At 64.3% G+C, this 22,196-nt stretch carries 20 protein-coding genes and 1 pseudogene; 15 read left to right on the forward strand and 6 right to left on the reverse strand.

Translation table 11 applies throughout. The features are described 5' to 3' along the window. Positions 1–13: 13 nt before the first annotated feature. Together parC and parE are read right to left on the reverse strand one after the other, a co-directional pair. Positions 14–2,266, reverse strand: coding sequence for a DNA topoisomerase IV subunit A (gene parC / locus AAF358_17760; protein MEM7707410.1), 2,253 nt, complete (start codon positions 2,264–2,266; stop codon positions 14–16). Positions 2,267–2,293: 27 nt separating this feature from the next. After that, positions 2,294–4,174, reverse strand: a complete 1,881-nt coding sequence (gene parE / locus AAF358_17765) for a DNA topoisomerase IV subunit B (protein MEM7707411.1) — start codon at positions 4,172–4,174, stop codon at positions 2,294–2,296. A 395-nt stretch (positions 4,175–4,569) separates the two neighbouring features. Here parE and AAF358_17770 point away from each other — a divergent pair, with 395 nt between their 5' ends. The 5 genes from AAF358_17770 (at position 4,570) to AAF358_17790 (ending at position 9,809) form a co-directional block, all read left to right on the forward strand. Further along, positions 4,570–6,219: a CTP synthase gene (locus AAF358_17770; protein ID MEM7707412.1), complete on the forward strand. Its 1,650-nt coding sequence runs from the start codon at positions 4,570–4,572 to the stop codon at positions 6,217–6,219. Then, positions 6,216–7,061, forward strand: a complete 846-nt coding sequence (kdsA, locus tag AAF358_17775) for a 3-deoxy-8-phosphooctulonate synthase (protein MEM7707413.1) — start codon at positions 6,216–6,218, stop codon at positions 7,059–7,061. Before AAF358_17770 ends, kdsA begins: the two co-directional genes overlap by 4 nt. Before the next feature lie 16 nt (positions 7,062–7,077). Further along, positions 7,078–8,367, forward strand: a complete 1,290-nt coding sequence (gene eno, locus AAF358_17780; GenBank protein ID MEM7707414.1) for a phosphopyruvate hydratase — start codon at positions 7,078–7,080, stop codon at positions 8,365–8,367. 87 nt (positions 8,368–8,454) lie between these two features. Next, complete coding sequence (locus AAF358_17785; GenBank protein MEM7707415.1) at positions 8,455–8,742, forward strand: septum formation initiator family protein; 288 nt, start codon at positions 8,455–8,457, stop codon at positions 8,740–8,742. Between the two features lie 80 nt (positions 8,743–8,822). Further along, complete coding sequence (locus tag AAF358_17790; protein MEM7707416.1) at positions 8,823–9,809, forward strand: tRNA pseudouridine(13) synthase TruD; 987 nt, start codon at positions 8,823–8,825, stop codon at positions 9,807–9,809. Here the strand turns inward: AAF358_17790 and AAF358_17795 are convergent. Further along, a complete protein-coding gene (locus AAF358_17795; protein ID MEM7707417.1) occupies positions 9,794–10,543 on the reverse strand; it encodes a hypothetical protein in 750 nt (249 codons plus the stop codon). The two genes, AAF358_17790 and AAF358_17795, sit on opposite strands and share 16 nt — an antisense overlap. A 91-nt stretch (positions 10,544–10,634) precedes the next feature. Beyond that, a complete protein-coding gene (locus AAF358_17800) occupies positions 10,635–11,216 on the reverse strand; it encodes a Smr/MutS family protein (GenBank protein MEM7707418.1) in 582 nt (193 codons plus the stop codon). Positions 11,217–11,297: 81 nt separating this feature from the next. Here AAF358_17800 and surE point away from each other — a divergent pair, with 81 nt between their 5' ends. From surE to rpoS, 5 genes and pseudogenes are all read left to right on the forward strand, one after another. Then, positions 11,298–12,113, forward strand: coding sequence for a 5'/3'-nucleotidase SurE (gene surE, locus AAF358_17805; GenBank protein MEM7707419.1), 816 nt, complete (start codon positions 11,298–11,300; stop codon positions 12,111–12,113). A 35-nt stretch (positions 12,114–12,148) separates the two neighbouring features. Continuing rightward, positions 12,149–12,784: a protein-L-isoaspartate(D-aspartate) O-methyltransferase gene (locus tag AAF358_17810; GenBank protein MEM7707420.1), complete on the forward strand. Its 636-nt coding sequence runs from the start codon at positions 12,149–12,151 to the stop codon at positions 12,782–12,784. A 267-nt stretch (positions 12,785–13,051) separates the two neighbouring features. Next, positions 13,052–13,630, forward strand: coding sequence for a YqaA family protein (locus tag AAF358_17815; protein ID MEM7707421.1), 579 nt, complete (start codon positions 13,052–13,054; stop codon positions 13,628–13,630). Further along, positions 13,615–14,502 (forward strand): peptidoglycan DD-metalloendopeptidase family protein, encoded by an 888-nt coding sequence (locus tag AAF358_17820; protein MEM7707422.1) that lies wholly within the window; start codon positions 13,615–13,617, stop codon positions 14,500–14,502. The genes AAF358_17815 and AAF358_17820 overlap by 16 nt, the downstream gene beginning before the upstream one ends. A gap of 125 nt (positions 14,503–14,627) precedes the next feature. Then, positions 14,628–15,509: pseudogene (gene rpoS / locus AAF358_17825) on the forward strand (RNA polymerase sigma factor RpoS). 22 nt (positions 15,510–15,531) lie between these two features. Here rpoS and AAF358_17830 read toward each other — a convergent pair. Together AAF358_17830 and yhbY are read right to left on the reverse strand one after the other, a co-directional pair. Further along, a complete protein-coding gene (locus AAF358_17830) occupies positions 15,532–15,906 on the reverse strand; it encodes an MTH938/NDUFAF3 family protein (protein MEM7707423.1) in 375 nt (124 codons plus the stop codon). Then, on the reverse strand, positions 15,906–16,205 hold the full coding sequence (gene yhbY / locus AAF358_17835) for a ribosome assembly RNA-binding protein YhbY (protein MEM7707424.1): 300 nt from the start codon (positions 16,203–16,205) through the stop codon (positions 15,906–15,908). Before yhbY ends, AAF358_17830 begins: the two co-directional genes overlap by 1 nt. Before the next feature lie 55 nt (positions 16,206–16,260). Here yhbY and rlmE point away from each other — a divergent pair, with 55 nt between their 5' ends. The 5 genes from rlmE (at position 16,261) to AAF358_17860 (ending at position 22,194) form a co-directional block, all read left to right on the forward strand. Beyond that, positions 16,261–16,878: a 23S rRNA (uridine(2552)-2'-O)-methyltransferase RlmE gene (gene rlmE / locus AAF358_17840; GenBank protein ID MEM7707425.1), complete on the forward strand. Its 618-nt coding sequence runs from the start codon at positions 16,261–16,263 to the stop codon at positions 16,876–16,878. Positions 16,879–16,997: 119 nt separating this feature from the next. Continuing rightward, entirely contained in the window at positions 16,998–18,920 is a 1,923-nt protein-coding gene (gene ftsH, locus AAF358_17845) for an ATP-dependent zinc metalloprotease FtsH (GenBank protein MEM7707426.1), read from the forward strand. A gap of 100 nt (positions 18,921–19,020) precedes the next feature. Continuing rightward, the gene (gene folP / locus AAF358_17850) at positions 19,021–19,875 is read left to right on the forward strand and encodes a dihydropteroate synthase (protein MEM7707427.1); all 855 of its coding nucleotides are present in this window, start codon (positions 19,021–19,023) and stop codon (positions 19,873–19,875) included. A 40-nt stretch (positions 19,876–19,915) separates the two neighbouring features. Next, positions 19,916–21,253, forward strand: a complete 1,338-nt coding sequence (glmM, locus tag AAF358_17855; GenBank protein MEM7707428.1) for a phosphoglucosamine mutase — start codon at positions 19,916–19,918, stop codon at positions 21,251–21,253. Next, the gene (locus AAF358_17860; GenBank protein ID MEM7707429.1) at positions 21,253–22,194 is read left to right on the forward strand and encodes a 2-oxoglutarate and iron-dependent oxygenase domain-containing protein; all 942 of its coding nucleotides are present in this window, start codon (positions 21,253–21,255) and stop codon (positions 22,192–22,194) included. The genes glmM and AAF358_17860 overlap by 1 nt, the downstream gene beginning before the upstream one ends. Positions 22,195–22,196 lie beyond the last annotated feature (2 nt).

Raw genomic sequence — 22,196 nt, forward strand, 5'->3', positions numbered from 1 at the left:
GCCCTACCTCGACCTAAACCTCGACAACCAGCGAATCCACCTTCTGGAATCCGCGGGGGAGCTTGCGACCCCGCTTGGCCCGCTCGCCGGTGTAGTGTTCGAGGTCTTTTGGCTTGAGCCTCAGGTGTCGACCGCCGGAGTGCGCCAGCACGTCAGCGCCCTCGGGTGCGCACACGACCGCGACAACGTGCTCATCACCGGCTTTCAGAAGTTTTGGCGGTATGTTGATGATTTTGTTGCCTTTTCCTCGCGCCATTTCCGGCAGGTCAGCCAGGCTAAAGGCCAGCAGGTAACCCCCGGAGGTGACCGCCACCACCCGGTCCGTGGCGGGTTCACTGACCATCGATGGAGCAAGCACGGTCGCGCCGGCGGGTACCGTCAGCGAGGCTTTGCCGGCCTTGGCGCGCGTATATAGGTTCTCCAGACTGGTAAAGAAGCCGTAGCCGAAGCTAGATGCCAGAAGCACCTTGTCCTCAGGCCGGCCCGCGATGGCGGCGCAGAACTGAGCGCCGGCGGCGGGGCTGAAGCGCGAGGTGAGCGGCTCGCCCTGGCTGCGGGCTGACGGCAGGGTGTGGGCGGCCAGCGAGTAGCTGCGGCCTTTGCTGTCGAGAAAGACCGCCTGCTGATTGCTGCGGCCGCGGGCGCTGGCAAGGTACCCGTCCCCGGATTTGAAGTTGAGCGTCGAGGCGTCGATCTCGTGACCCTTGGCGGCGCGCGCCCAGCCGCCCTGAGACAGCACGATCGTGACCGGCTCGGTGGGCATCAGGTCGGTTTCGCTCATGGCCTCGGCAGGCTCTCGGGCGACGATCTGACAGCGTCGCTCGTCGCCGTGGGTTTTGACGTCCGAGGCAATCTCGTCGGCGATGAGCTTCTTCAGTTTGCGGGGTGAATTCAGTATCCCCTCGAGCGTTTTGCGCTCGTCCTCCAGCTCCGCCTGCTCACCCTGGATTTTCATTTCCTCCAGGCGGGCCAGGTGGCGCAGCTTGAGGTCGAGGATCGCCTCGGACTGCCGCTCCGACAGGTTGAAGGTTTTCATCAGGACCGGTCCGGGCCCGTCTTCTTCCCGGACGATCCGGATCACCTCGTCAATGTTCAGGTACGCAACCAGCAGACCTTCCAGGATGTGCAGCCGGTCCAGCACCTTATCCAGGCGCCACTGCAGCCGGCGACGCACGGTCTCGGTGCGGAAGGCCAGCCACTCGTTCAGGATCTGCGCCAGGTTTTTGACCTGCGGGCGGCCGTTGGTGCCGATCAGATTCAGGTTGACCCGCACGTTGCGTTCCAGGTCGGTCGTCGCAAACAGGTGGCTCATAAGGCCGTAGACGTCCACGCGGTTGGACCGTGGGATCAGCACCAGCCTGGTGGGGTTCTCGTGATCACCCTCGTCCCGGAAGTCGTCCAGCATCGGCAGCTTCTTGGCGCGGATCTGTGCGGCGATCTGCTCCTGAATCTTGTTGGGCGAAACCTGGTGGGGCAGAGCGGTGATGACGATGTTGCCGTCCTCGCGTTTCCACACGGCGCGCAGCTTGATCGAGCCGTGGCCGGTCTCATACATCGCGCGGATGTCCTCCGGCGGCGTGATGATGTCTGCGCCAGTGGGAAAGTCGGGTCCTTTGATGTGTTCACACAGCTCGGCAACCGGCGTGCGGCTGTTGGCCAGGAGCCGGATGCAGGCGGAGGCCACCTCTTTCATGTTGTGCGGCGGTACGTCCGTCGCCATACCCACCGCAATGCCGGAGGCGCCGTTGAGCAAAACGTTGGGCAGCCGGGCCGGCAGCAGGGTCGGCTCGGTCTGGGTGCCGTCGTAGTTGGGCTGCCAGTCCACCGTGCCCTGGCCCAGCTCGCTGAGCAGCACCTTGGCGTAGGCTGACAGCCGCGACTCGGTGTAGCGCATGGCGGCAAACGATTTGGGGTCGTCCACCGAGCCAAAGTTGCCCTGGCCGTCCACCAGCGGATAGCGGTAAGAAAACGGTTGGGCCATCAGGACCATGGCCTCGTAGCACGCGCTGTCGCCGTGCGGGTGGAATTTGCCGATCACGTCACCCACGGTGCGGGCCGACTTCTTATGCTTGGAGCTGGCGGACAGGCCAAGCTCCGACATGGCGTAGACGATGCGCCGCTGGACCGGCTTGAGGCCGTCAGCGATGCTCGGCAGCGCCCGGTCGAGCACCACATACATCGAATAGTCGAGGTACGCCTTCTCGGCGTACTCCCGCAGCGACAGCTGTTCAAAGCCGCCGGGTGGCGCTTCAATTGTTTGCGTCATGGTTCTTACCTTTAGCGGACCGCCGAATCAGACTTCGGCGAGGTCACCTTTCTTTTCGAGCCAGGCCTTGCGGTCGCCCGCGCGCTTTTTGGCCAGCAGCATATCCATCAGCGGCCGGGTCTTATCTCCGGGCGTAACGGTGAGCTGCACCAGCCGGCGGGTGTCCGGCTCGATCGCGCTTTCCTTGAGCTGGGCGGGGCTCATCTCCCCGAGGCCCTTAAAGCGGGTCACGGAGATTTTGACGTTGCGCTTCTCGCGCTTGAGCTTTTCCGTCAGGTGATCGCGCTCGGCCTCGTCTAGCGCGTAATACTTTTCTTTGCCGACGTCGATGCGAAACAGCGGCGGCATGGCGACAAACACGTGACCCTCCCGGACCAGCGGCTCGAAGTGGCGCAGAAACAGCGCGCAGAGCAGGGTGGCGATGTGCAGGCCGTCGCTGTCGGCGTCCGCCAGCACAATGACCTTGCCGTAACGCAGGCCGTCCAGATCATCGGTCCCCGGGTCGACGCCGATCGCCACCGACAGGTCGTGTACCTCCTGGGAGCCCAGCACCGAGCCGGACTCCACCTCCCAGGTGTTCAGGATTTTGCCGCGCAGCGGCAGGATCGCCTGGAACTCGCGGTTGCGCGCCTGCTTGGCTGATCCGCCGGCGGAGTCGCCCTCCACCAGAAAGAGTTCGGTGCGCGACGTTTCCTGCGACGTGCAGTCCGCCAGCTTGCCCGGCAGCGCCGGGCCGGCCGTGATCTTTTTGCGCACCACCTTTTTGGCCGCCTTGAGGCGCTTCTGCGCGTTGGCGATCGCAAGCTGGGCGATCGCCTCGCCGTCGGCCACGTTGTTGTGCAGCCAGAGGCTAAAGGCGTCTTTGATGATGCCGGTGACCAGCCCCGCCGCCTCGCGCGTGGACAGGCGCTCTTTGGTCTGGCCGGAAAACTGCGGGTCCTCCAGCTTGATCGACAGGATGTAGCTGATGCGCTCCCAGGCGTCTTCCGGCGCCAGCTTGATGCCGCGGGGCAGGAGGTTGTGGATGTCGCAGAACTCGCGCAGCGCTTCGGTCAAACCGGTGCGCAGCCCGTTGACGTGGGTGCCGCCCTGGCCCGTCGGGATCAGGTTGACGTAGCTTTCCTGCACCAGCTCGCCTTCCGGGACCCAGCACAGCGCCCACTCAACCGCCTCGGTCTCCGTGTCCTTGGCGCCGACAATGGCCTGCTCGGGCAGCGTGGCAAAACCCTCAAGCTCACCGCTCAGGTAGTCAAAGAGGCCGTCCTCGTAGTACCACTCGTCCTTGTCGCCGGTCTTTTCGTCCTTCAGCCGGACGGTCAGGCCGGGGCACAGCACCGCCTTGGCGCGCAGCACGTGGCGCAGCTTGGTGAGCGAGATGCGGGCGCTGTCGAAATAGCTCGCGTCGGGCCAGAAGCGCACCCGGGTGCCGGTATTGCGCTGGCCAACCGTGCCAACCTTTTTTAGATCGCTGGTCTTCTCGCCGGCCGCAAACGCGATGTGGTGTTCGGTGGCGTCGCGCTTGATCCACACGTCCAGCTTCGACGACAGGGCGTTCACCACCGACACGCCGACGCCGTGCAGTCCGCCAGAAAACTGGTAGTTTTTATTGGAGAACTTGCCGCCGGCGTGCAGCTTGGTCAGGATCACCTCAACCCCGGGGATACCTTCTTCCGGGTGCAGATCCACCGGCATGCCGCGCCCGTCGTCCGACACCTCCACCGAGCCGTCTTTATAGACCGTCACGTCCAACAGCTTGGCGTGGCCGGCCACCGCCTCGTCGACGCTGTTGTCGATGACCTCCTGCGCCAGATGGTTGGGCCGGGTGGTGTCGGTATACATGCCGGGGCGGCGCTGCACCGGCTCCAGTCCGGACAGGATCTCAATATCTTCAGCGGTGTAGCGACTCATGGAAAAGCGGCCGAAAACGGCGTCAGGTGGTTAGTCGAACGATATTGGCGCTTTTCCAGGGGCAATGCAACAATCGTGCAAAAAACACAAGATGTAGCGAAAAATCCCGTATCTCGCCCCAGATCTGGGGGTGTAAGGAAACTGACTGACAGGTGCCGGCGCGCCGATCGTAGGGCTCGGACCCGAAGCTGCCGCCGGAGCCCCACTTTCTCCGGCCAGGGAAGCGCCTGCCGACCGAAATCTCCCGGAGACCTCAGCTAGATCGCAAACAGCCGTTGGGGCGCCGCCGGGAATCGGCTACAATACCGGCCCGTTATGTCTAACGGATTTCGACTCTCTCACCCCCACCTGTGGCGTCCGTGCACGCATCGGGTCAACAACCCCTGGAGTGCTGCATGGCCGCGCTGATTTTTGTGACCGGCGGCGTGGTTTCGTCGCTGGGTAAAGGCATTACCGCCGCGTCGCTGGCGGCGATCCTTGAGGCCCGCGGGCTCAAGGTGACGCTGATGAAGCTCGACCCCTACATCAACGTTGACCCGGGCACCATGAGCCCGTACCAGCACGGTGAGGTCTACGTCACCGAAGACGGCGCGGAGACCGACCTGGACCTCGGACACTACGAGCGATTTGTCCGCACCCGCATGAGCCGGGACAACAACTACACCACGGGTCAGATCTACGAGAACGTGATCCGCAAGGAGCGGCGGGGCGACTACCTGGGCGGCACCGTCCAGGTCATCCCCCACATCACCGACGAAATTAAGGCCTGTATCCGGCGCGCCTCGGACGGCTTCGACGTCGCGATGATCGAGATTGGCGGCACCGTGGGTGACATCGAGTCGCTGCCGTTTCTCGAGGCGATTCGCCAGCTCGGCGTGGAGCTCGGACCCCGCCAGGCGCTGTTCATGCACCTGACGCTGGTACCGTTCATCAAGGCCGCCGGGGAGATCAAAACGAAGCCGACGCAGCACTCGGTTAAAGAGCTACGGTCGATCGGTATTCAGCCCGACATCCTTCTTTGCCGCAGCGAGCAGTCGCTGTCGGAAGAGGATCGGCGCAAGATTGCGCTGTTCACCAACGTCCAGGAGCGGGCGGTTATCTCCGCGGTGGACGTACCCAACATCTACGAGCTGCCGCTGTGGTTCCGCACCCAGGAGCTCGACGAGATTGTGATCGAGCGGCTGGGCCTGGAAGCGCGGGACGCCGACCTGTCTAAGTGGCAGGCGGTCGCGGACGCCAACAAGCGGCCCAAGTCCGACGTCACGGTGGCCATGGTCGGCAAATATATGGAGCACTCCGACGCCTACAAATCGCTGACCGAAGCGCTGGACCACGGCGGGCTGCACCAGGGGATAAAGGTGAATATCCAGCGCGTCGACTCAGCGCGCGTGCTGGTGGAAGGCCCAAGCTGCCTGGAAGGCGCTGACGCGATCTTAGTGCCCGGCGGTTTCGGCGAGCGTGGCTTCGAGGGCAAGGTAGCCGCCGCGCGCTACGCGCGAGAAAACGGGATTCCGTATCTCGGCATCTGCCTGGGGCTGCAGGTGGCGGTGGTGGATTTCGCTCGCGAGGCCTGCGGGCTGGAGGGGGCCAACAGCACCGAAATGGACCCGGAGAGCCCGCATCCGGTGATCGGCCTGATCACCGAGTGGCGCGGCCCCAACGGCGAGGTTGAACAGCGCGATGAGAACAGTGACCTGGGCGGCACCATGCGCCTTGGGGCGCAGGACTGTCATCTCGAGCCGGGGTCGTTGATCGCTGACGTGTACGGTGCTGAGGTGATTTCTGAACGTCACCGCCATCGCTATGAATTCAACAACTTTTATCGGGATCTGCTGACCCAGCGAGGCCTGGCGCTGGTCGGATTTTCCACCGACCAGAACCTTGTAGAAATTGTCGAGCTGCCGGACCATCCGTGGTTTGTGGCGGTCCAGTTCCACCCGGAGTTCACGTCCACACCGCGCGACGGCCATCCGCTGTTTTCGCGCTTTATCCGCGCTGCCCGGGAATACAAAACCGCCAGCCGCGACGCGGCCGTCAACTCGTGAAGCTGTGTGGTTTTGAGGCGGGCAACGCCTCGCCGTTCTTCCTGATCGCCGGCCCCTGCGTCATCGAGTCCGAGCAGCTGGCGCTGGATACGGCGGGTGAGCTCAAGGAGATTTGTGAGGGTCTCGACATCCCGCTGATCTACAAATCGTCGTTCGACAAAGCCAACCGCTCGAGCCTGAAAAGCTTTCGCGGTCTGGGCATCGAGACGGGTCTTCAGATCCTGGAAAAGGTCAAGGCAGAGCTCGACGTTCCGGTTCTGACCGACGTGCACGAAGACACGCCGTTGGCGGAGGTAGCCGCGGTGGTCGACGTGCTGCAAACCCCGGCCTTTCTCTGCCGGCAGACCAACTTTATTCTCGACGTCTGCAGCCAGGGCAAGCCGGTCAACATCAAAAAAGGCCAGTTTCTGGCGCCCTGGGACATGCAGAACGTGGTCGACAAAGCCCGCTCGACCGGCAACGAGCAGGTGATGGTCTGCGAACGCGGCGCCAGCTTCGGCTACAACAACCTGGTGTCGGACATGCGGTCGCTGCCGACGCTTCGACAGACTGGCTGCCCGGTGGTCTTCGACGCAACCCATAGCGTTCAGCTGCCCGGCGGGCAGGGGGCCTCGTCCGGCGGTCAGCGCGAGCACGTGCCGGTGCTGGCGCGGGCTGCGGTTGCGGTCGGCGTGGCGGGCGTGTTTATGGAAACACACCCGGATCCGGAAAACGCGTTGTCCGACGGGCCCAACGCCTGGCCGCTACCCATGATGGCGGTGCTGCTGGCCCAGCTGAAGCAGCTCGATCTGGTGGCCAAGTCCCAGCCCTACATGGAATCCCGACTGAACCCGTCTACCTAAAATAAGAGGTCCAAGCATGAGCACCATTGAACAGGTCCACGCCCGGGAGATCCTGGATTCGCGCGGCAATCCGACGCTGGAAGCAGAGCTGCGTTTGTCCAGCGGACACGTGGGTCGTGCCGCCGTGCCGTCTGGCGCGTCCACCGGCGCTCGGGAGGCGCTGGAGCTGCGCGACGGTGATCCGGACCGTTACCTTGGCAAAGGCGTGCGGAAAGCCGTCGACAACGTCAACGGCGCGATCGCCGGCAAGCTGCAGGGCATGTCCGGCGACAATCAGCGCGAGATCGACGAGACCATGATTGCGCTCGACGGCACCGACAACAAGGCGACGCTCGGCGCCAACGCCACGCTCGGTGTGTCCCTGGCGCTGGCCCACGCCCGTGCGCTGAACGCGGGTCTGCCGCTCTGGGAGCATTTGTTGAGTGAAACGGTGACGCCCGAGCTGCCCGTGCCGATGATGAATATCCTCAATGGCGGCGCGCACGCGGACAACAGCGTTGATATGCAGGAGTTTATGGTCCTGCCCATCGGGGTGGGATCGTTCTCCGAGGCGCTGCGCTGCGGTACGGAGGTGTTCCACAGCCTGAAATCGGTGCTCAAGCAGCAGGGCCTGAACACGGCGGTGGGTGACGAGGGCGGCTTTGCGCCCAACCTGAGCTCCAACGAAGCAGCCGTGGAGACCCTGCTGGAAGCGATCGAGCAGACCGGCTATGCGGTGGGGCGCGAAATCTATCTGGGCCTTGACGTGGCCAGCTCCGAGTTCTTTAAGGACGGCGAGTACGTCCTGGAATCGGAGGGTCGCAGCTTTGCGCCGGAGGCGTTTGCCGACTACCTGGCGGATTGGGTGAGCCGGTACCCCATCATCAGCATCGAAGACGGTATGGCTGAAGACGACTGGGACGGCTGGAAGTATCTGACCGACAAGGTGGGCGGCAAGGCGCAGCTGGTCGGCGATGATCTTTTCGTGACTAACACGCAGATTCTCAAGCGCGGCATCGATACGGGCGTGGCCAACTCGATCCTGATCAAGTTCAACCAGATCGGCACGCTGACCGAGACGCTGGACGCCATCGGCATGGCGACCCAGGCTGACTACACCTCGGTGGTGTCACATCGCTCCGGCGAGACCGAGGACACCACCATCGCTGACCTGGCGGTCGCCAGCAGCGCCAACCAGATCAAAACCGGCTCACTCTGCCGGTCTGATCGCGTGGCCAAATATAACCAGCTGCTGCGGATCGAAGAGGCGCTCGGGGCTGAGGCCCGGTATGCGGGACAGGCCGCATTCAGTCGTTGGTTGGGCTGATCGGGCCGCTTCGGCGGCGCGGGTTCCACCGTTGACCTTTCATCCGGCACCGGTGACAATGCGCAAATCACGTGATTAAGTGGCGCTATGCGACTGATCAACCTCATGTTTATTGCGATTCTCCTGCTGCTTCAGCAGCAGCTGTGGTTCGCGCAGGGTGGCCTGCGTGATAGCTGGCGGCTGCAGCGCGCGGTGGAGGACCAGCAGGCGGCGAATCAGCGGCTGCTGGATCGCAATCGCTCGCTGCGGGCTCAGGTCCAGGACCTGAAGACCGGCTCGGAAGCGGTCGAGGAGCTGGCGCGAAGCGAGCTGGGGCTGCTGGGCCCCGATGAGTCGTTTTATCAGATCGTCGAAATCGGCCGGAGCTCGCGCTGACCGACGTCACCGCCTCGCAGCCGACCTCCCGGCTGCCTGACTGGCCCACCGTAAACCCACCCCCGACCGCCACGGGCCGGCTGAAAGTTCAGCCCGACGACTTTGTGGTGGATGAGCTGCTCGATCTCGACCTGACGGGCACGGGCGAATTCCTCTGGCTTCGGGTCGCCAAGCGTGCGGTTAACACCGCGGACGTTGCAAAGCTGCTGGCCGAGGGTGCCGGACTGCCCGCCAGGGCCGTGAGCTATTCGGGTCTCAAGGACCGGCAGGCCGTGGCCACCCAGTGGTTCAGCCTCCACCTGCCAGGTCTGCCCGATCCTGACCTCCCCGACGCGCTCAGCCCGGGAATAGAGATTCTGGAGCGCGTTCGCCACCAGAAAAAGCTGCGCCGCGGTACCCACCGCGCCAATCGCTTTCAGATCCTGCTGAGGGACTGCCGCCTGGAGCTCGATGACCTCAGCCGACGCTGTGACCAGGTGTCGCGCGAGGGTGTCCCCAACTACTTCGGCGGACAGCGTTTCGGCCGCAACGGCGACAACCTGCGACAGGTCCAAAGCTGGTACGCGGCCCAGCAGAGTGGACAGCGCTCGCGGCGACGCGGCCGCCACCTCGAAGGGCTGCTCCACTCGACGGCTCGCGCATTTTTATTCAACGAGGTGCTGGCCGAACGCGTGCGCGACGGCGACTGGGCCATGGGGCGGGACGGCGATATCTGGATGCTGGCCGGCACGCGCTCCATCTTTGGCCCCGAATCAATGACAGACGAGCTGCGGGCGCGCCGTGTGGCGGGTGACGTTACGCCGACCGGTCCGCTCTACGGTCGGTCGGGCGGCACCCTATGGCCAGTCTGGGAGAAGGCGTTGCTGGAGCGTCACCCCGAGCTGACCGGCGGTCTCGATGCTGCGGGCGCCCGGCCGGCGCGCCGCCGCCTGAGCCTGAGACCTCACAATTTTCAGTGGACGGTCGACGGCGACCAGCTCAGCCTGTCTTTTGAGCTGGCGCGCGGCGAGTTTGCCACCGTTGTGCTCCGGGAGCTGATCAATGTTGACGCTCAGTCCGTGAGGTAGATAAGCCACTCTCGTAGATCGATGGCGCCGGTAGCTGCCAGCAGGGGCACCACGCAGGTAGCGAGCGCGACGGTGAGGACAAACCCGGGCCAGCCCAGGCGGCCCGACAGCCCGGCCAGCAGCGCGATGCCGCCACCGCCGCCCAGAAGAAAATTGCCCGGCACGTTGAGCAGGAGCCCGAGGAGCACGTAGTCCGCCGGACCGCCGCGGTTCCTCAGCCAGCCCGCGGCACGGTGGGTCAGCCGGTGGCCGGCCAGCGCGGCATCCCGCTGATCGTCAAAGTGGCGCGCCTGCTCCCGCCAGCGGCGCAGGATGGGGAGCTGAAGGCAGTGGCCGCGGAGATAAACGCCGGCGCCGAAGGCCAGATTCAGACCGGCGAGAGTGGCCAGATAGGCCACGAGGGCGCCGACCTTGCCGAAGACCAGCATCATCAGCAGCCCCAGCTCGATGCCCGGCATAAACGGCAGCGCCAGCAACAGCGCGTAGCTGACGCCGCTGGAAATCAGCAGCGCCGGCGTCTGCCGCGCGTCGGTGAGCAGCTGAACCAGATCCATCTCCAGATCCCAGAGCAGGACGGCTGCCGTCGCTGCGAGCAGGAGGACCAGTACTAACGCGGTGATGCTTCGCCGGCGAGCGCGCCGGAGCGCAGCGTCGGGGACCGTTGGCCGCGGCGAGCGGCTGGCGTTAGCCGGAGCGGCGTCCGGCGTATTTGCGGGCTGAGCGGGTTCGTTCATCTGCCGGCCTAAGTCGAGAGCATTACCCTACAGACGCCAGGGTCGCTTGGCCCGTGCCAGGGGTTGCCGGCGCAGTCCGTATCGCGCCGGCTCAGCCGGCGCTCAGCAGCACGTAAACCGCGCCCGTTCCGCCGTCGTTTGGGCGGGCTGAGGTGAAGGCGAGCACCGCTTTGCGCCGGCGCAAAAGGCTGTTGGTCAAACCCTTCAGCACCGGACCGCGCGACTTTGAGCGCAAGCCCTTGCCGTGAATGATTTTGACGCAGGTGATGCCGCGCTGCTGGCAGTAGTCGATGAAGTCCAGCACGCTGACCCGCGCGGCCTCGATGTTCATTTGGTGCAGGTCGAGCTCGGCGCCGACGCTGTACTGACCGCGGCGCAGCTTCTTCAGCAGCTTGGGCGACAAACCGTCGCGGACAAAGTTGAGCTCCTCCCCGGACTCGACCTCGGCCCAGTCGATCTCGCCCCGCTTCAGCTCGTCCATCACCCGGCGTTCGTCGGCGCGGCTGTGTCGATTCGACGGTGGCGGGGGCGGTTTGCGCCGGCGCTCGCGGGTTCTTTTGATGGGCCGCACGTCGGCCATCTCCTGACGAAAAAGATCCAGATCATCGGCCTCCGGCGCTCGCGAATCGCCTTTGGGTGGCTTGGTCGAATCGCTGGGCGGGGGCGGGCTCATGGCGGGTGAAACGGTGACTCATTCAGGCGGCTGCCGGGCAATTCCAGTATATTACCCGCTTCTTTTTTGAGAAGCGCACGGATGCATATTCTGATCAGCAACGACGACGGACTGGACGCGCCGGGCATCGAGATGCTCGAGCGTCAGATCAGCCGGGTCGCCGAGGTCACCGTGGTGGCGCCCGACCGCGACCACAGCGGTGCGTCCAACTCGCTGACGCTGAGCGCGCCCATCCGAATTTTGCACCATGCCGGCCACCGCTATCGCGTCGCCGGAACGCCTACCGACTGCGTGCACCTCGCGCTGACCGGGCTGCTGGACCCGGAACCCGACATGGTGGTTTCCGGCATTAACGCCGGCGCTAACCTCGGTGACGACGTGATCTATTCCGGCACCGTCGCCGCCGCCATGGAGGGGCGCTACTGCGGGCTGCCGGCGGTGGCCGTATCGCTGGTTTATGACAACCGGCCGCGTCACTTCGAGACCGCCGGGCTGGCGGCGGTGCAGATTGTCCAGCGCCTGGTGAGCGATCCGCTGCCGGCGGACACGATACTCAACGTCAACGTGCCGGATATTCCCTGGGATCAGGTTGCCGGCTTTGAAGTGACCCGGCTGGGGCACCGCCATCGCGCTGAACCGTTCGTCAAGCAGCACGATCCCCGCGGGCGACCGGTTTACTGGATCGGCGCGGCCGGTCCCGCGCTGGACGCAGGTCCCGGTACCGATTTTCACGCGATCAGCCGCGGCTGCGTGTCGGTCACGCCGATCCACGTGGATCTGACCCGCTACACGGCGCTGGAAACGGTGGGCAGCTGGGTCAGTGGCCTGGACCGGGCGCTGACCAACCCGGCGGAGGCTGCCGCGCCCGCCGCGACGACGGACGTGTCACGCCGTTGAACAACCCGGGTACGCAGTCGGTCGCCGGCATCGGCATGACCTCTGCGCGCACGCGCCAGCGGCTCATCGAGCGGCTGCGCCAGGGTGGGGTCACCGACCAGCGCGTGCTGGACGCGGTGGCCGCCGTGCCGCGCCATCAGTTTGTCGACGAGGCCATGGCCAGCCGCGCGTACGAGGATACGGCGCTGCCCATCGGACGCGGGCAAACCATTTCGCAGCCGCTGGTGGTGGCGACCATGACGCAGGCGCTGCTGACGGACGGACCGCTGGAGAGTGTGTTGGAAATCGGCACCGGGTCGGGTTACCAGGCCGCCGTTTTGGCGCTGCTTGTGCCGCAGGTGTTTACGGTGGAGCGAATCGATGAGCTGTCGCGGCAGGCGCGGCGACGCTTTCGCCATCTGAAGATCCGCAACATTCGCGCCAAGCAGGCGGACGGCGGCGAGGGCTGGGCCCAGAACGCGCCGTATGACGGCGTCATGATCACCGCCGCCGCTGACCACGTGCCGCAGGCGCTGTTCGATCAGGTGGCGCCCGGCGGTGTGCTGGTGGCGCCGGTGGGGCCGGTGGGCGGCGTTCAGCGGCTGCTTAAGTTCTCGCGGCGGGCGGCGGGTTTCCGCCGGCAGGATCTTGGGGCGGTGGTGTTTGTGCCGCTGCTTAGTGGGCTGGAATAGGTTCTGCGAACGCTGCGGAAATGAATCCTGTTGCCCCTGAAAAAGCGTCAATGTAGGCGCGAGGAGAGAAATCTGGTGGGTCCAAATGAACGACGAGCAACGCCCAGTGACGCTTTTTCAGGGGCAACCCGCAGGGCCGGGCCCCTGTTCCCGCCGGCGGCGTTGTCAGTCGCTTGTTTAGCGGTGCTAAACGGCGCTCCCTCCGCCTTGCCGGACGAAAACAGGGACTCCGGCAGGGTCCATTTCCGCAGCGTTCGCAGGCCCTAAATGGGGCTGTTTGCGCCGCTCTACGACACGACGCTGCGCTGGTCGCAGCACCGTCTTGCGCCCCGCTATCTGGCGGGATTGAGTTTCGCCGAGTCCACCTTTTTTCCGGTGCCGCCGGACGTGATGCTGATTCCCATGGTGCTCGGCAAGCCGGCAAGATGGCTCCAGCTGGCGGGCCTGTGCACGGTGATGTCGGTGCTGGGTGGCCTGTTTGGTTATCTGATCGGGGTCTTTGCGTTCGAGCTGATCGAGCCGCTGCTCCATCGCTTCGGCTACTGGGAAACCTTCGAAAAAGCGCAAGCTGGCTTTCAGGAGTATGGCTTCTGGGTGGTCCTGCTGGCGGGCTTTTCGCCGATTCCGTACAAGATCTTTACCATCGCCAGCGGCACTGTCGGCATGGCGCTGCTGCCCTTTGCGATCGGCTCCCTGATCGGTCGGGGCGGCCGGTTTTTCCTGGTGGCTGGCCTGATCCGGCTGGGCGGCGTCAAGGCGGCGGACAAGATTCGGCAGTACGTTGAGGTACTGGGCTGGCTGCTGGTGGTGCTGGTGGTGGCGGCGGTGCTGTGGCTGCGCCACTAGGGCGCCGGCCCACCGGGCGGCTTTCGATCGCCCTGGTCTCGCTTCTGGTCACCGCGCTCGCGGCGTGCAGCTATCGCGCCGCGCCGCCGGAAAAGCGCCGACCCGCGCCGCGCTATGAGCCGGCGGCGCCCGGATCTACTCGGATTCAGCGCCCCTCGTTCTATACGGTAAAGCGCGGGGACACGCTTTACGCCATCGCCTGGCGCTATGGTTTGGACTATCGGGATCTGGCGCGCTGGAATCGCGTTCAGGCGCCGTTTGTGATCCATCCGCAGCAGCCGCTGCGTCTGTATCCGCCGCGGGTTGTGGCGACTCCGGTTCGAACATCGTCAACTGCATCGACAGCGGCGCCGCCGCCGAGAGCCCAGGAGTCGACGCCGAGGCTGTCCGCCGCGACTCCCCCGACAGCCTCAAGCAATACCCCCGCAGTGCGACCGTCAGCGAAGCCGCGAGCCACCGCCGCGACCCCGGCCAAACCCAAACCGGCCGCCACCAGCGGGGCCGTCGCCTGGCGCTGGCCTCTGGAGGGAAAGGTGTTGGCCGAGTTTTCGAACGCGGCGCCCAACCTTCAAGGTCTCGACATTGCGGCCGCCCCGGGCACCGCGGTCCAGGCGGCCGCAGCCGGGGAAGTGGTCTACAGCGGCAACGGGCTGGTGGGGTATGGCGAGCTCATTATCATTAAACACAGCGATCGCTATCTCAGCGCCTACGCCCACAACCGCCAGCGTTTTGTGAGGGAAGGGCAGGCGGTTGGTGCTGGGGAAAAGATCGCCGAAGTTGGGTCGAATGGCAGTCAAAAGTCACGACTGCACTTCCAAATTCGGGAAAACGGAAAACCGGTCAACCCCCGGAAACACCTGCCGAAGCGCTAAACGTCAAGGGTGGTGCACGGTTTTTTAACAAAGATTTGAGGTGTTTGGGCTAGCATGGCGTTTCAAGGATGGAACGACGCCTGAGGATCAGGCAGGGATAAGGGAATATGCATGCACTGAAAGCGCAGGAGCGCTCGTCAGCGCTGGAGCCAATGGCATCCGGTGTTGGTGCAGCCAGCGCAGACTCAACCACCGTTTACCTCTCGTCGATCGGCGCCGCGCCGCTGCTCACCGCCGAGGAGGAAGTTCACTTCACCAGGGCCTGGCGCCAGGGCGATCAAAACGGTCGCCAGCGGATGATCGAATCGAATCTGCGACTGGTCGTCAATATCGCCCGCCGCTACGCCAATCGCGGCCTGCCGCTGTTAGACCTTATAGAGGAAGGCAATCTCGGCTTGATCAGGGCCGTCGAAAAATTTGATCCCGAACGGGGCTTCCGCTTTTCCACCTACGCCACCTGGTGGATTCGCCAGGCGGTGGAGCGCGCCATCATGAACCAGGCACGGACGGTGCGACTACCGATCCACGTGGTGCGGGACGTGGCCGCCTACCTGCGCGCAGCGCGGGAACTGGCGCAGCAGCTCGATCGGGCACCGACGCGCGAAGAGATTGCGCAGCAGCTTGACGTTTCGCTCGAGCAGGTGGATCGGTTGGCCTGTCTGAACGAACGCTCGACCTCCATCGACGGGCCCATGGGGACAGACGGCGACCGCCAGCTCCTCGATGCCCTGGCGGACGACAACAACCCCGACCCGTGCGAAATCGTTGCGGACAATCGGCTGGGGGGACAGGTCGATGAGTGGCTGGGGCGCCTGCCCGACCGCGAGCGGGAGGTGCTGGAACGACGCTTCGGCCTGCACGGCTATACCAGCCAAACGCTGTCCGATGTCGGTCGGGAAATGGGTGTGACCCGGGAACGGGTCCGCCAGATCCAGATCCAGGCGCTCCGTCGCCTGCGGCAAATCTCCAGTGCCTGCGGCGTTGAGGAAACACCGCTGTTCGATTAAGGCCTGTGGCCGCCGGCGACTCTTAGGTCACCGGAAAGATCAGCGCCAGCATGGCCGCCCGACCCTCGTCGAGCAGGATGTTAAAAGTGCGGCAGGCGGCGGCGTTGTGCATCGACTCCAGCCCGACGTGAGCCGCCATAATCGAGGCTGCGAAGGGCGGCGGTGGAAAGGTCAACGTGGCGCCTGTGCCCAGGATCACCAGCTCCGGCCGCCAGTCGAGCATCATCGCCGCCTGGTCGCGGTCGAGCTGAGCGGCGTCGGTCACCGACCACTCGGCGTTTAGCTGCTGGCCGGAAACGAGCAGGCTTTGGGTGTAATGCTGCTGCCCGATGATCACGCCGTCGTCGCTCAGGCTGCGAATGGCGTTGGGGGGCGCGTTATGAAGCGTCAGATCCATCAGCGGGGCAGGGCCAGCTGCGGTTTCTCCGGGTGCGGTCGGTAAAGGCAGCACACCTGGCCGATTTGCTGAACCACCGCTGCCCCGGTTGAGTCGCGAACGGTGTCGATCCAGCCGCTGCGCTGTTCCCGGTCGCCGCGCAGCTTTAGCTTGACCAGCTCGTGCGTGTCCAGCGCCAGCTCCAGCTCCGCCAGCACACCCTCCGTCAGGCCGTTATTGCCGACCGTAACAACCGGCTTTAGTCCATGCGCCAGGCCGCGCAGAAAGCGCGTCTGGCTGCGGGTCAGATTGTTCACAATGTTCTCATCTGGTGTGGGATAGTGTCCGTCCCAGTATCGCTTATGTCGGTGACCCTTGGCGAGATCCAAGAGCAGCAAGAAATGGCTGGCTGAGCATTTCGACGACGAGTACGTGCTTCGCGCGCAGCGCGAGGGACTAAGGTCGCGGGCAGCATTCAAGCTGCAGGAGCTGCAGGAGCGGTATCAGCTGGTCCGACCGGGGATGACCGTGGTGGACCTTGGCGCTGCTCCCGGGGGCTGGGTCCAGCTGGTGCTTCGCTGGCTTAAGGGCAAGGGCCGGGCGGTGGGTCTGGACCTGCTGCCGATCGAGCCGATGGAGGGCGCGCTGCTGATTCAGGGCGACTTCACCGAAGACGAGCCGCTGGCGGCCCTGACGGAGTCGCTTGAGGGTCAGCCGGTCGATCTTGTGTTATCGGACATGGCGCCCAATATCTCCGGTATGCGCGCGGTCGACCAGCCGCGTGCGATGTACCTGGTGGAGCTGGCGCAAGACTTCGCCCGGCAGCACCTCCGCAAAGGCGGCACGCTGCTGATGAAGGTGTTTCAGGGTGAGGGTTTTGACGAACTGGTGAGGCAGCTGCGGACGGATTTTTCGACCGTCAGCGTGGTCAAACCCAAAGCGTCCCGACCCCGGAGCCGAGAGGTGTACGTTTTGGCACGTGGCGCACGCTGAGAGGCGGTGCTATCGTGCCGGTCAAGAGAAGTTGACACTTGCCGATTTCGTAAGGCAAGGGTGGGCGCAAAGCCGCCGAGCGGCGCGTCCTTTCAAGAGGTAGAGCATTGAGAAACGATATGGCAAAGAACCTGGTCCTTTGGATCATCATCGCGGTTGTCCTGATGTCGGTGTTCAACACCTTCTCGCCGCGCGGATCCGCAAATGCTCCGGTCGCGTACTCGGAGTTTTTAAGCGAAGTTCGCAACGGCCAGGTTTCCAAGGTCCGCATTCAAGAGTCGCCCGACGGCCGGGTTATCGCCTACGAGTCGAGCAATGGTGATATCAACGAAACCTTTGCGCCGGACGATGAAAAGCTGATCGACGATCTGGTCACAAGGGACGTGCAGATCGAGGTGAAGCCGCCCGAGCGTCGTTCGCTGCTGGTGGACATCTTTATTTCCTGGTTCCCGTTCCTGCTCCTGATCGGCCTGTGGATCTTCTTCATGCGCCAGATGCAGGGCGGTGGTGGCGGCCGTGGAGCCATGTCCTTTGGGAAGTCACGCGCGCGGCTGCAGGGCGAGGATCAGGTGAAGGTCACCTTCGCAGACGTTGCCGGCGTTGAGGAAGCCAAGCAGGAAGTCACCGAGCTGGTGGAGTTCCTGAAGGACCCGGGCAAGTTCCAGCGCCTGGGTGGTCAAATTCCACGCGGCGTGCTGATGGTTGGGTCGCCGGGTACCGGTAAGACGCTGCTGGCCAAGGCGGTCGCGGGCGAGGCCAAGGTGCCGTTCTTTACGATCTCCGGCTCGGATTTTGTCGAAATGTTTGTCGGTGTCGGCGCCTCTCGAGTGCGCGACATGTTCGATCAAGCCAAAAAGCACGCGCCGTGCATCATTTTCATCGACGAAATCGATGCGGTCGGCCGCCATCGTGGCGCCGGTCTCGGTGGCGGGCACGACGAGCGCGAGCAGACTCTGAACCAGCTGCTCGTTGAGATGGACGGCTTTGAGGGCAACGAGGGCATCATTGTGGTGGCCGCAACCAACCGCCCCGACGTTCTCGATCCGGCGCTGCTGCGCCCCGGTCGCTTCGACCGCCAGGTGGTGGTGCCGCTGCCGGACGTGCGCGGTCGCGAGCAGATCCTCAAAGTGCACATGCGAAAGGTGCCCTACAGCTCCAACGTTGATGCCCGGGTTCTGGCCCGGAGCACGCCGGGGTTCTCGGGGGCGGACCTCGCGAACCTCGTTAATGAGGCGGCGCTGTTTGCGGCTCGCGAGGACTCCAAAGACGTCAACATGGAGCACTTCGAGCGCGCGAAAGATAAGCTGATGATGGGCGCCGAGCGTCGTTCGATGGTGATGAGCGAAGACGAAAAGCGTCTGACCGCTTACCACGAAGCGGGTCACGCAATAGTCGGCCGGCTGGTGCCTGAGCACGACCCGGTTTACAAGGTCAGCATCATCCCTCGCGGGCGAGCGCTGGGTGTCACGATGTTTCTCCCTGAGGAGGACAAGTACAGCCAGAGCCTCACCCAGCTCCAGAGCCAGCTGTGCAGCCTTTACGGCGGCCGGATTGCCGAGGAGCTGATCTTCGGCAAGGACAGGGTTACAACCGGTGCCTCCAACGACATCGAGCGGGCTACCGATCTCGCGCGCCTGATGGTTCAGCGCTGGGGTCTGTCTGACGCGCTCGGACCGGTCGCTTACGGCGAGCAGGAGGAGGAGGTTTTCCTGGGTCGTTCGGTCACCCAGCACAAGGCGGTTGCCGAAGAGACGGCCCGGCAGATTGATTCGGAGGTCCGTCGCATTCTCGATGAAGCCTACGGTCGGGCGACTCGCCTGCTCAAGGAAAACGAGAAGAAGATGCACGTCATGGCCGAGGCCCTGATGAAGTACGAGACGATCGATTCCGGTCAGATCGACGACATCATGGACGGACGCACGCCCGGACCACCGCGCGACTGGTGGGACACGCCGGACGACGACACCGGCAGCGGCGGTTCTCGCGTCACCGCCTCGACCCAGGACGAGCCCCCGCTGGGCGGCCCGGCCGAACAGCACTAAGAGACCCAGACAGAGAACCTAGGGCCCGAACCTCGTTCGGGCCCCATCCTTTCCACCGGCGCGTTTTCTTTGGCCGGCTTGTGCAGCACGATCTCTTGCCATGGTGACGCAACCTTCGGACACCTTTACGGTCGGGCCGCTGACGCTGCCAAAGCCGGCGCTGCTGGGCGTGCTGAACGTCACTCCCGATTCTTTTTCTGACGGCGGTCGCTACGCTACGCTGGACCGCGCCGTGGCGGCTGCCGAGCGGATGGCGGCGCAAGGTGCTGATCTGATCGACGTTGGCGGGGAGTCCACCCGACCGGGCGCGGAGCCGGTCAGCACCGAAGAGGAGCTGGCGCGGGTTGTGCCGGTGGTTGAAGCGCTGGCGTCCCGGATCGCAACGCCGATCTCGGTCGACACCTCTCACCCTGAGGTCATGCGGGCCGCGCTGGCTGCAGGTGCTCAGCTGGTCAACGACGTACGGGCCCTGTCGCGGCCAGGTGCGTTGGAGGCGGTCGCGGAAAGTGACGCCGCCGTTTGCCTGATGCACATGCGCGGTACACCGCTCACCATGCAGACGAATCCAGACTATGCTGAGGTGGTGGATGAGGTCGCGGCGTTTCTTGAGCACGCGGTGCAGCGCTGCGAGGGAGCCGGCATCACCCGGAGCCGAATCATGATCGATCCGGGCTTTGGTTTTGGCAAAACGCTGCAACACAATTTAACCCTGCTCGCGCGCTTGCCTGAGCTACAGTCGACGGGCTGCCCCGTGCTGGTTGGCGTGTCCCGCAAGTCGATGTTTGGACAGCTGCTGGATCGGGCGGTTGACGAACGGCTTGCCGGAACGCTGGCGGCAGGGCAGCTGGCGCTGGACGGTGGCGCCCACGTCCTGCGGGTTCACGACGTGGCGGAGCACCACGATATGCGCCAGGTCTGGCAACGCGTACGCGCGCTGCGACACAACTCAACTTAAACGATGGTCGGCCAGGGAACGCCGGCCAGGGGAAACCACCATGAGCCGAAAATATTTTGGTACTGACGGCATTCGGGGCCGTGTCGGGGATGAGGTTATCAACGCCCAGTTTGCCCTCAAGCTGGGCCATGCGATGGGTAGCGTGCTGCGACGCCGCGGCGCTCCGCTGGTGGTGATCGGCAAAGACACACGTATCTCGGGCTATATGTTTGAGGCCGCGCTGGAAGCCGGTCTGGCGGCAGCCGGGGCCGATATTCGACTGCTGGGACCCATGCCGACCCCCGCGGTGGCATTTATCACCCGCACCCTGCGAGCCGGCGCCGGCATCGTGATCAGCGCCTCGCACAATCCTCATTACGACAACGGCTTTAAGTTCTTTAGCAGCGCCGGCGAGAAGCTGCCGGACGAAGTGGAGGCAGAGATTGAGCTGGAGCTGGACCGGCCGTTCAGCACAGTGGACTCCGGCAGCTTAGGACGGGCTCAGCGCGTGGAAGATGCGGCCGGGCGCTACGTCGAGTTTTGCAAGCGCACCATTCCTTATACAAGCTCGCTGGCCGGCATCAAGATGGTGCTCGACTGCGCCAACGGTGCCACGTACGACGTGGGGCCAGCCGTGTTCACCGAGCTGGGTGCGGAGGTGGTTGCCATCGGGAACGAGCCCGATGGGCTCAATATCAACGAAAAGGCCGGGTCCCTGCATCCTGAGCTGCTGCAGCAGGCGGTCGTGGAACACCAGGCAGATCTTGGCATCGCGTTCGACGGCGACGGCGACCGCGTGCAGATGGTCGACGGTTCCGGCGAGCTGATCGATGGTGATCAGCTCCTCTACATCATCGCCCGACACCGCGAGGACGCGGGCCGCCTCGGTGGCGGTATCGTCGGCACGCTGATGACCAACTTTGGGCTGGAGACCTGCTTCCGAGAGCGGGGCATCAACTTCGTGAGGGCTGACGTCGGCGACCGCTTTGTGCACCAGCAGCTGCTCAAGCGTGGCTGGCTGGTGGGTGGTGAGGCGTCCGGGCACATTCTCTGTCTTGACAAAACCACCACCGGCGATGCCATTATCAGTGCTCTGGAGGTGCTGGAGATTTTGTCCTCCAGCGGGCAGACCCTGGCGCAGGCCGCCCATGGCTTTGAGAAGTTTCCGCAGACCATGATCAACGTGCCGGTGAAGGGTAAGGTGGCGATGGACAGCTCCGCCACCGTGCTCGACGCCGTCAAAGATGTTGAGGCGAGCCTCGGCAATGACGGCCGGGTGATTCTCCGTCCTTCCGGCACCGAACCTGTGGTTCGGGTGACGGTCGAGGGTCGACGTGGCGGCCAGGTTGACGAACTCGCGCAGCAGCTGGCGCAGGTGGTACAGGAGGAATTTAGCTAGTGCAGGAAACCCAGAAGGTCCCGACGCTGGACCTGTCGACGTTTGAGGTCGATCCCGAAGGGTTTGTGACGGCGCTGGGCGAGGCCTACCAGCGCTACGGTTTTTGCGGCATCCGCAACCATGGCATCAGCGACGCCGTGATGGGCTCCGCGTATCGCGTGTTCCAGGAATTTTTTGCGCTGCCCGCGGCGGTTAAGCAGGCGTATGCCGCCGGTGAGGGCGGGGCCCGAGGCTATACCGGCATCGGGATCGAAACGGCCAAGGATGCGCAGCATCCCGACCTCAAGGAGTTCTGGCACGTGGGCCGGGAACTGCCGGTCGATCATCCGCAGCGAGACCGCATGCCGCCCAACCAGTGGCCCACGGAGGTGGCCGAGTTCCGGGAAAACGCCTACGCACTCTACGAGGCGCTCGACGACCTGGGTCGCCGCGTGCTGCAAGCGATGGCGCTTTACCTTGGACAGGACGAACGCTACTTCGACTCCCGGGTCAACGAGGGCAACAGCATCCTTCGACCGATTCACTATCCGCCCATCGAGGAAGAAACGCCATCGGTGCGGGCGGGACGGCACGAAGACATCAACCTGATCACGCTGCTGATCGGTTCCGAGCAGCCGGGCCTGGAAATTTTGAGCCGCAGCGGTGACTGGGTACCCGTGACCACGGTTCCCGGGGCCATCATGTGCAACATCGGCGACATGATGCAGCGGCTGACCAACCACGTGTTTCCGTCGACCACCCACCGGGTGGTGAATCCGCCCGGGGACGAGGCGCTGAAGCCGCGCTACTCGATTCCCTTTTTCCTGCATCCCAACGCCGATTTTATGATCGAAACGCTGTCGACCTGTATCAGCGAAGATCGGCCCAACCGCTACCCCGAGGCGCTGTCGTCGCACGACTACCTCGAGCAGCGGCTGGTCGAAATCGGGCTCAAAAGCTGACG

The sequence above is a fragment of the Pseudomonadota bacterium genome (genome assembly GCA_039033415.1).
In the GTDB taxonomy this organism is placed as follows: domain Bacteria; phylum Pseudomonadota; class Gammaproteobacteria; order Xanthomonadales; family SZUA-38; genus JANQOZ01.

Bases quoted from the DNA above. Each gene is read 5' to 3' on its own strand.
- parC (MEM7707410.1), bottom strand. From the start codon at position 2,266: ATGACGCAAACAATTGAAGCGCCACCCGGCGGCTTTGAACAGCTGTCG.
- parE (MEM7707411.1), bottom strand. From the start codon at position 4,174: ATGAGTCGCTACACCGCTGAAGATATTGAGATCCTGTCCGGACTGGAG.
- AAF358_17770 (MEM7707412.1), top strand. From the start codon at position 4,570: ATGGCCGCGCTGATTTTTGTGACCGGCGGCGTGGTTTCGTCGCTGGGT.
- eno (MEM7707414.1), top strand. From the start codon at position 7,078: ATGAGCACCATTGAACAGGTCCACGCCCGGGAGATCCTGGATTCGCGC.
- AAF358_17785 (MEM7707415.1), top strand. From the start codon at position 8,455: ATGCGACTGATCAACCTCATGTTTATTGCGATTCTCCTGCTGCTTCAG.
- AAF358_17795 (MEM7707417.1), bottom strand. From the start codon at position 10,543: ATGAACGAACCCGCTCAGCCCGCAAATACGCCGGACGCCGCTCCGGCT.
- AAF358_17800 (MEM7707418.1), bottom strand. From the start codon at position 11,216: ATGAGCCCGCCCCCGCCCAGCGATTCGACCAAGCCACCCAAAGGCGAT.
- surE (MEM7707419.1), top strand. From the start codon at position 11,298: ATGCATATTCTGATCAGCAACGACGACGGACTGGACGCGCCGGGCATC.
- AAF358_17810 (MEM7707420.1), top strand. From the start codon at position 12,149: ATGACCTCTGCGCGCACGCGCCAGCGGCTCATCGAGCGGCTGCGCCAG.
- AAF358_17815 (MEM7707421.1), top strand. From the start codon at position 13,052: ATGGGGCTGTTTGCGCCGCTCTACGACACGACGCTGCGCTGGTCGCAG.
- AAF358_17830 (MEM7707423.1), bottom strand. From the start codon at position 15,906: ATGGATCTGACGCTTCATAACGCGCCCCCCAACGCCATTCGCAGCCTG.
- ftsH (MEM7707426.1), top strand. From the start codon at position 16,998: ATGGCAAAGAACCTGGTCCTTTGGATCATCATCGCGGTTGTCCTGATG.
- folP (MEM7707427.1), top strand. From the start codon at position 19,021: ATGGTGACGCAACCTTCGGACACCTTTACGGTCGGGCCGCTGACGCTG.
- glmM (MEM7707428.1), top strand. From the start codon at position 19,916: ATGAGCCGAAAATATTTTGGTACTGACGGCATTCGGGGCCGTGTCGGG.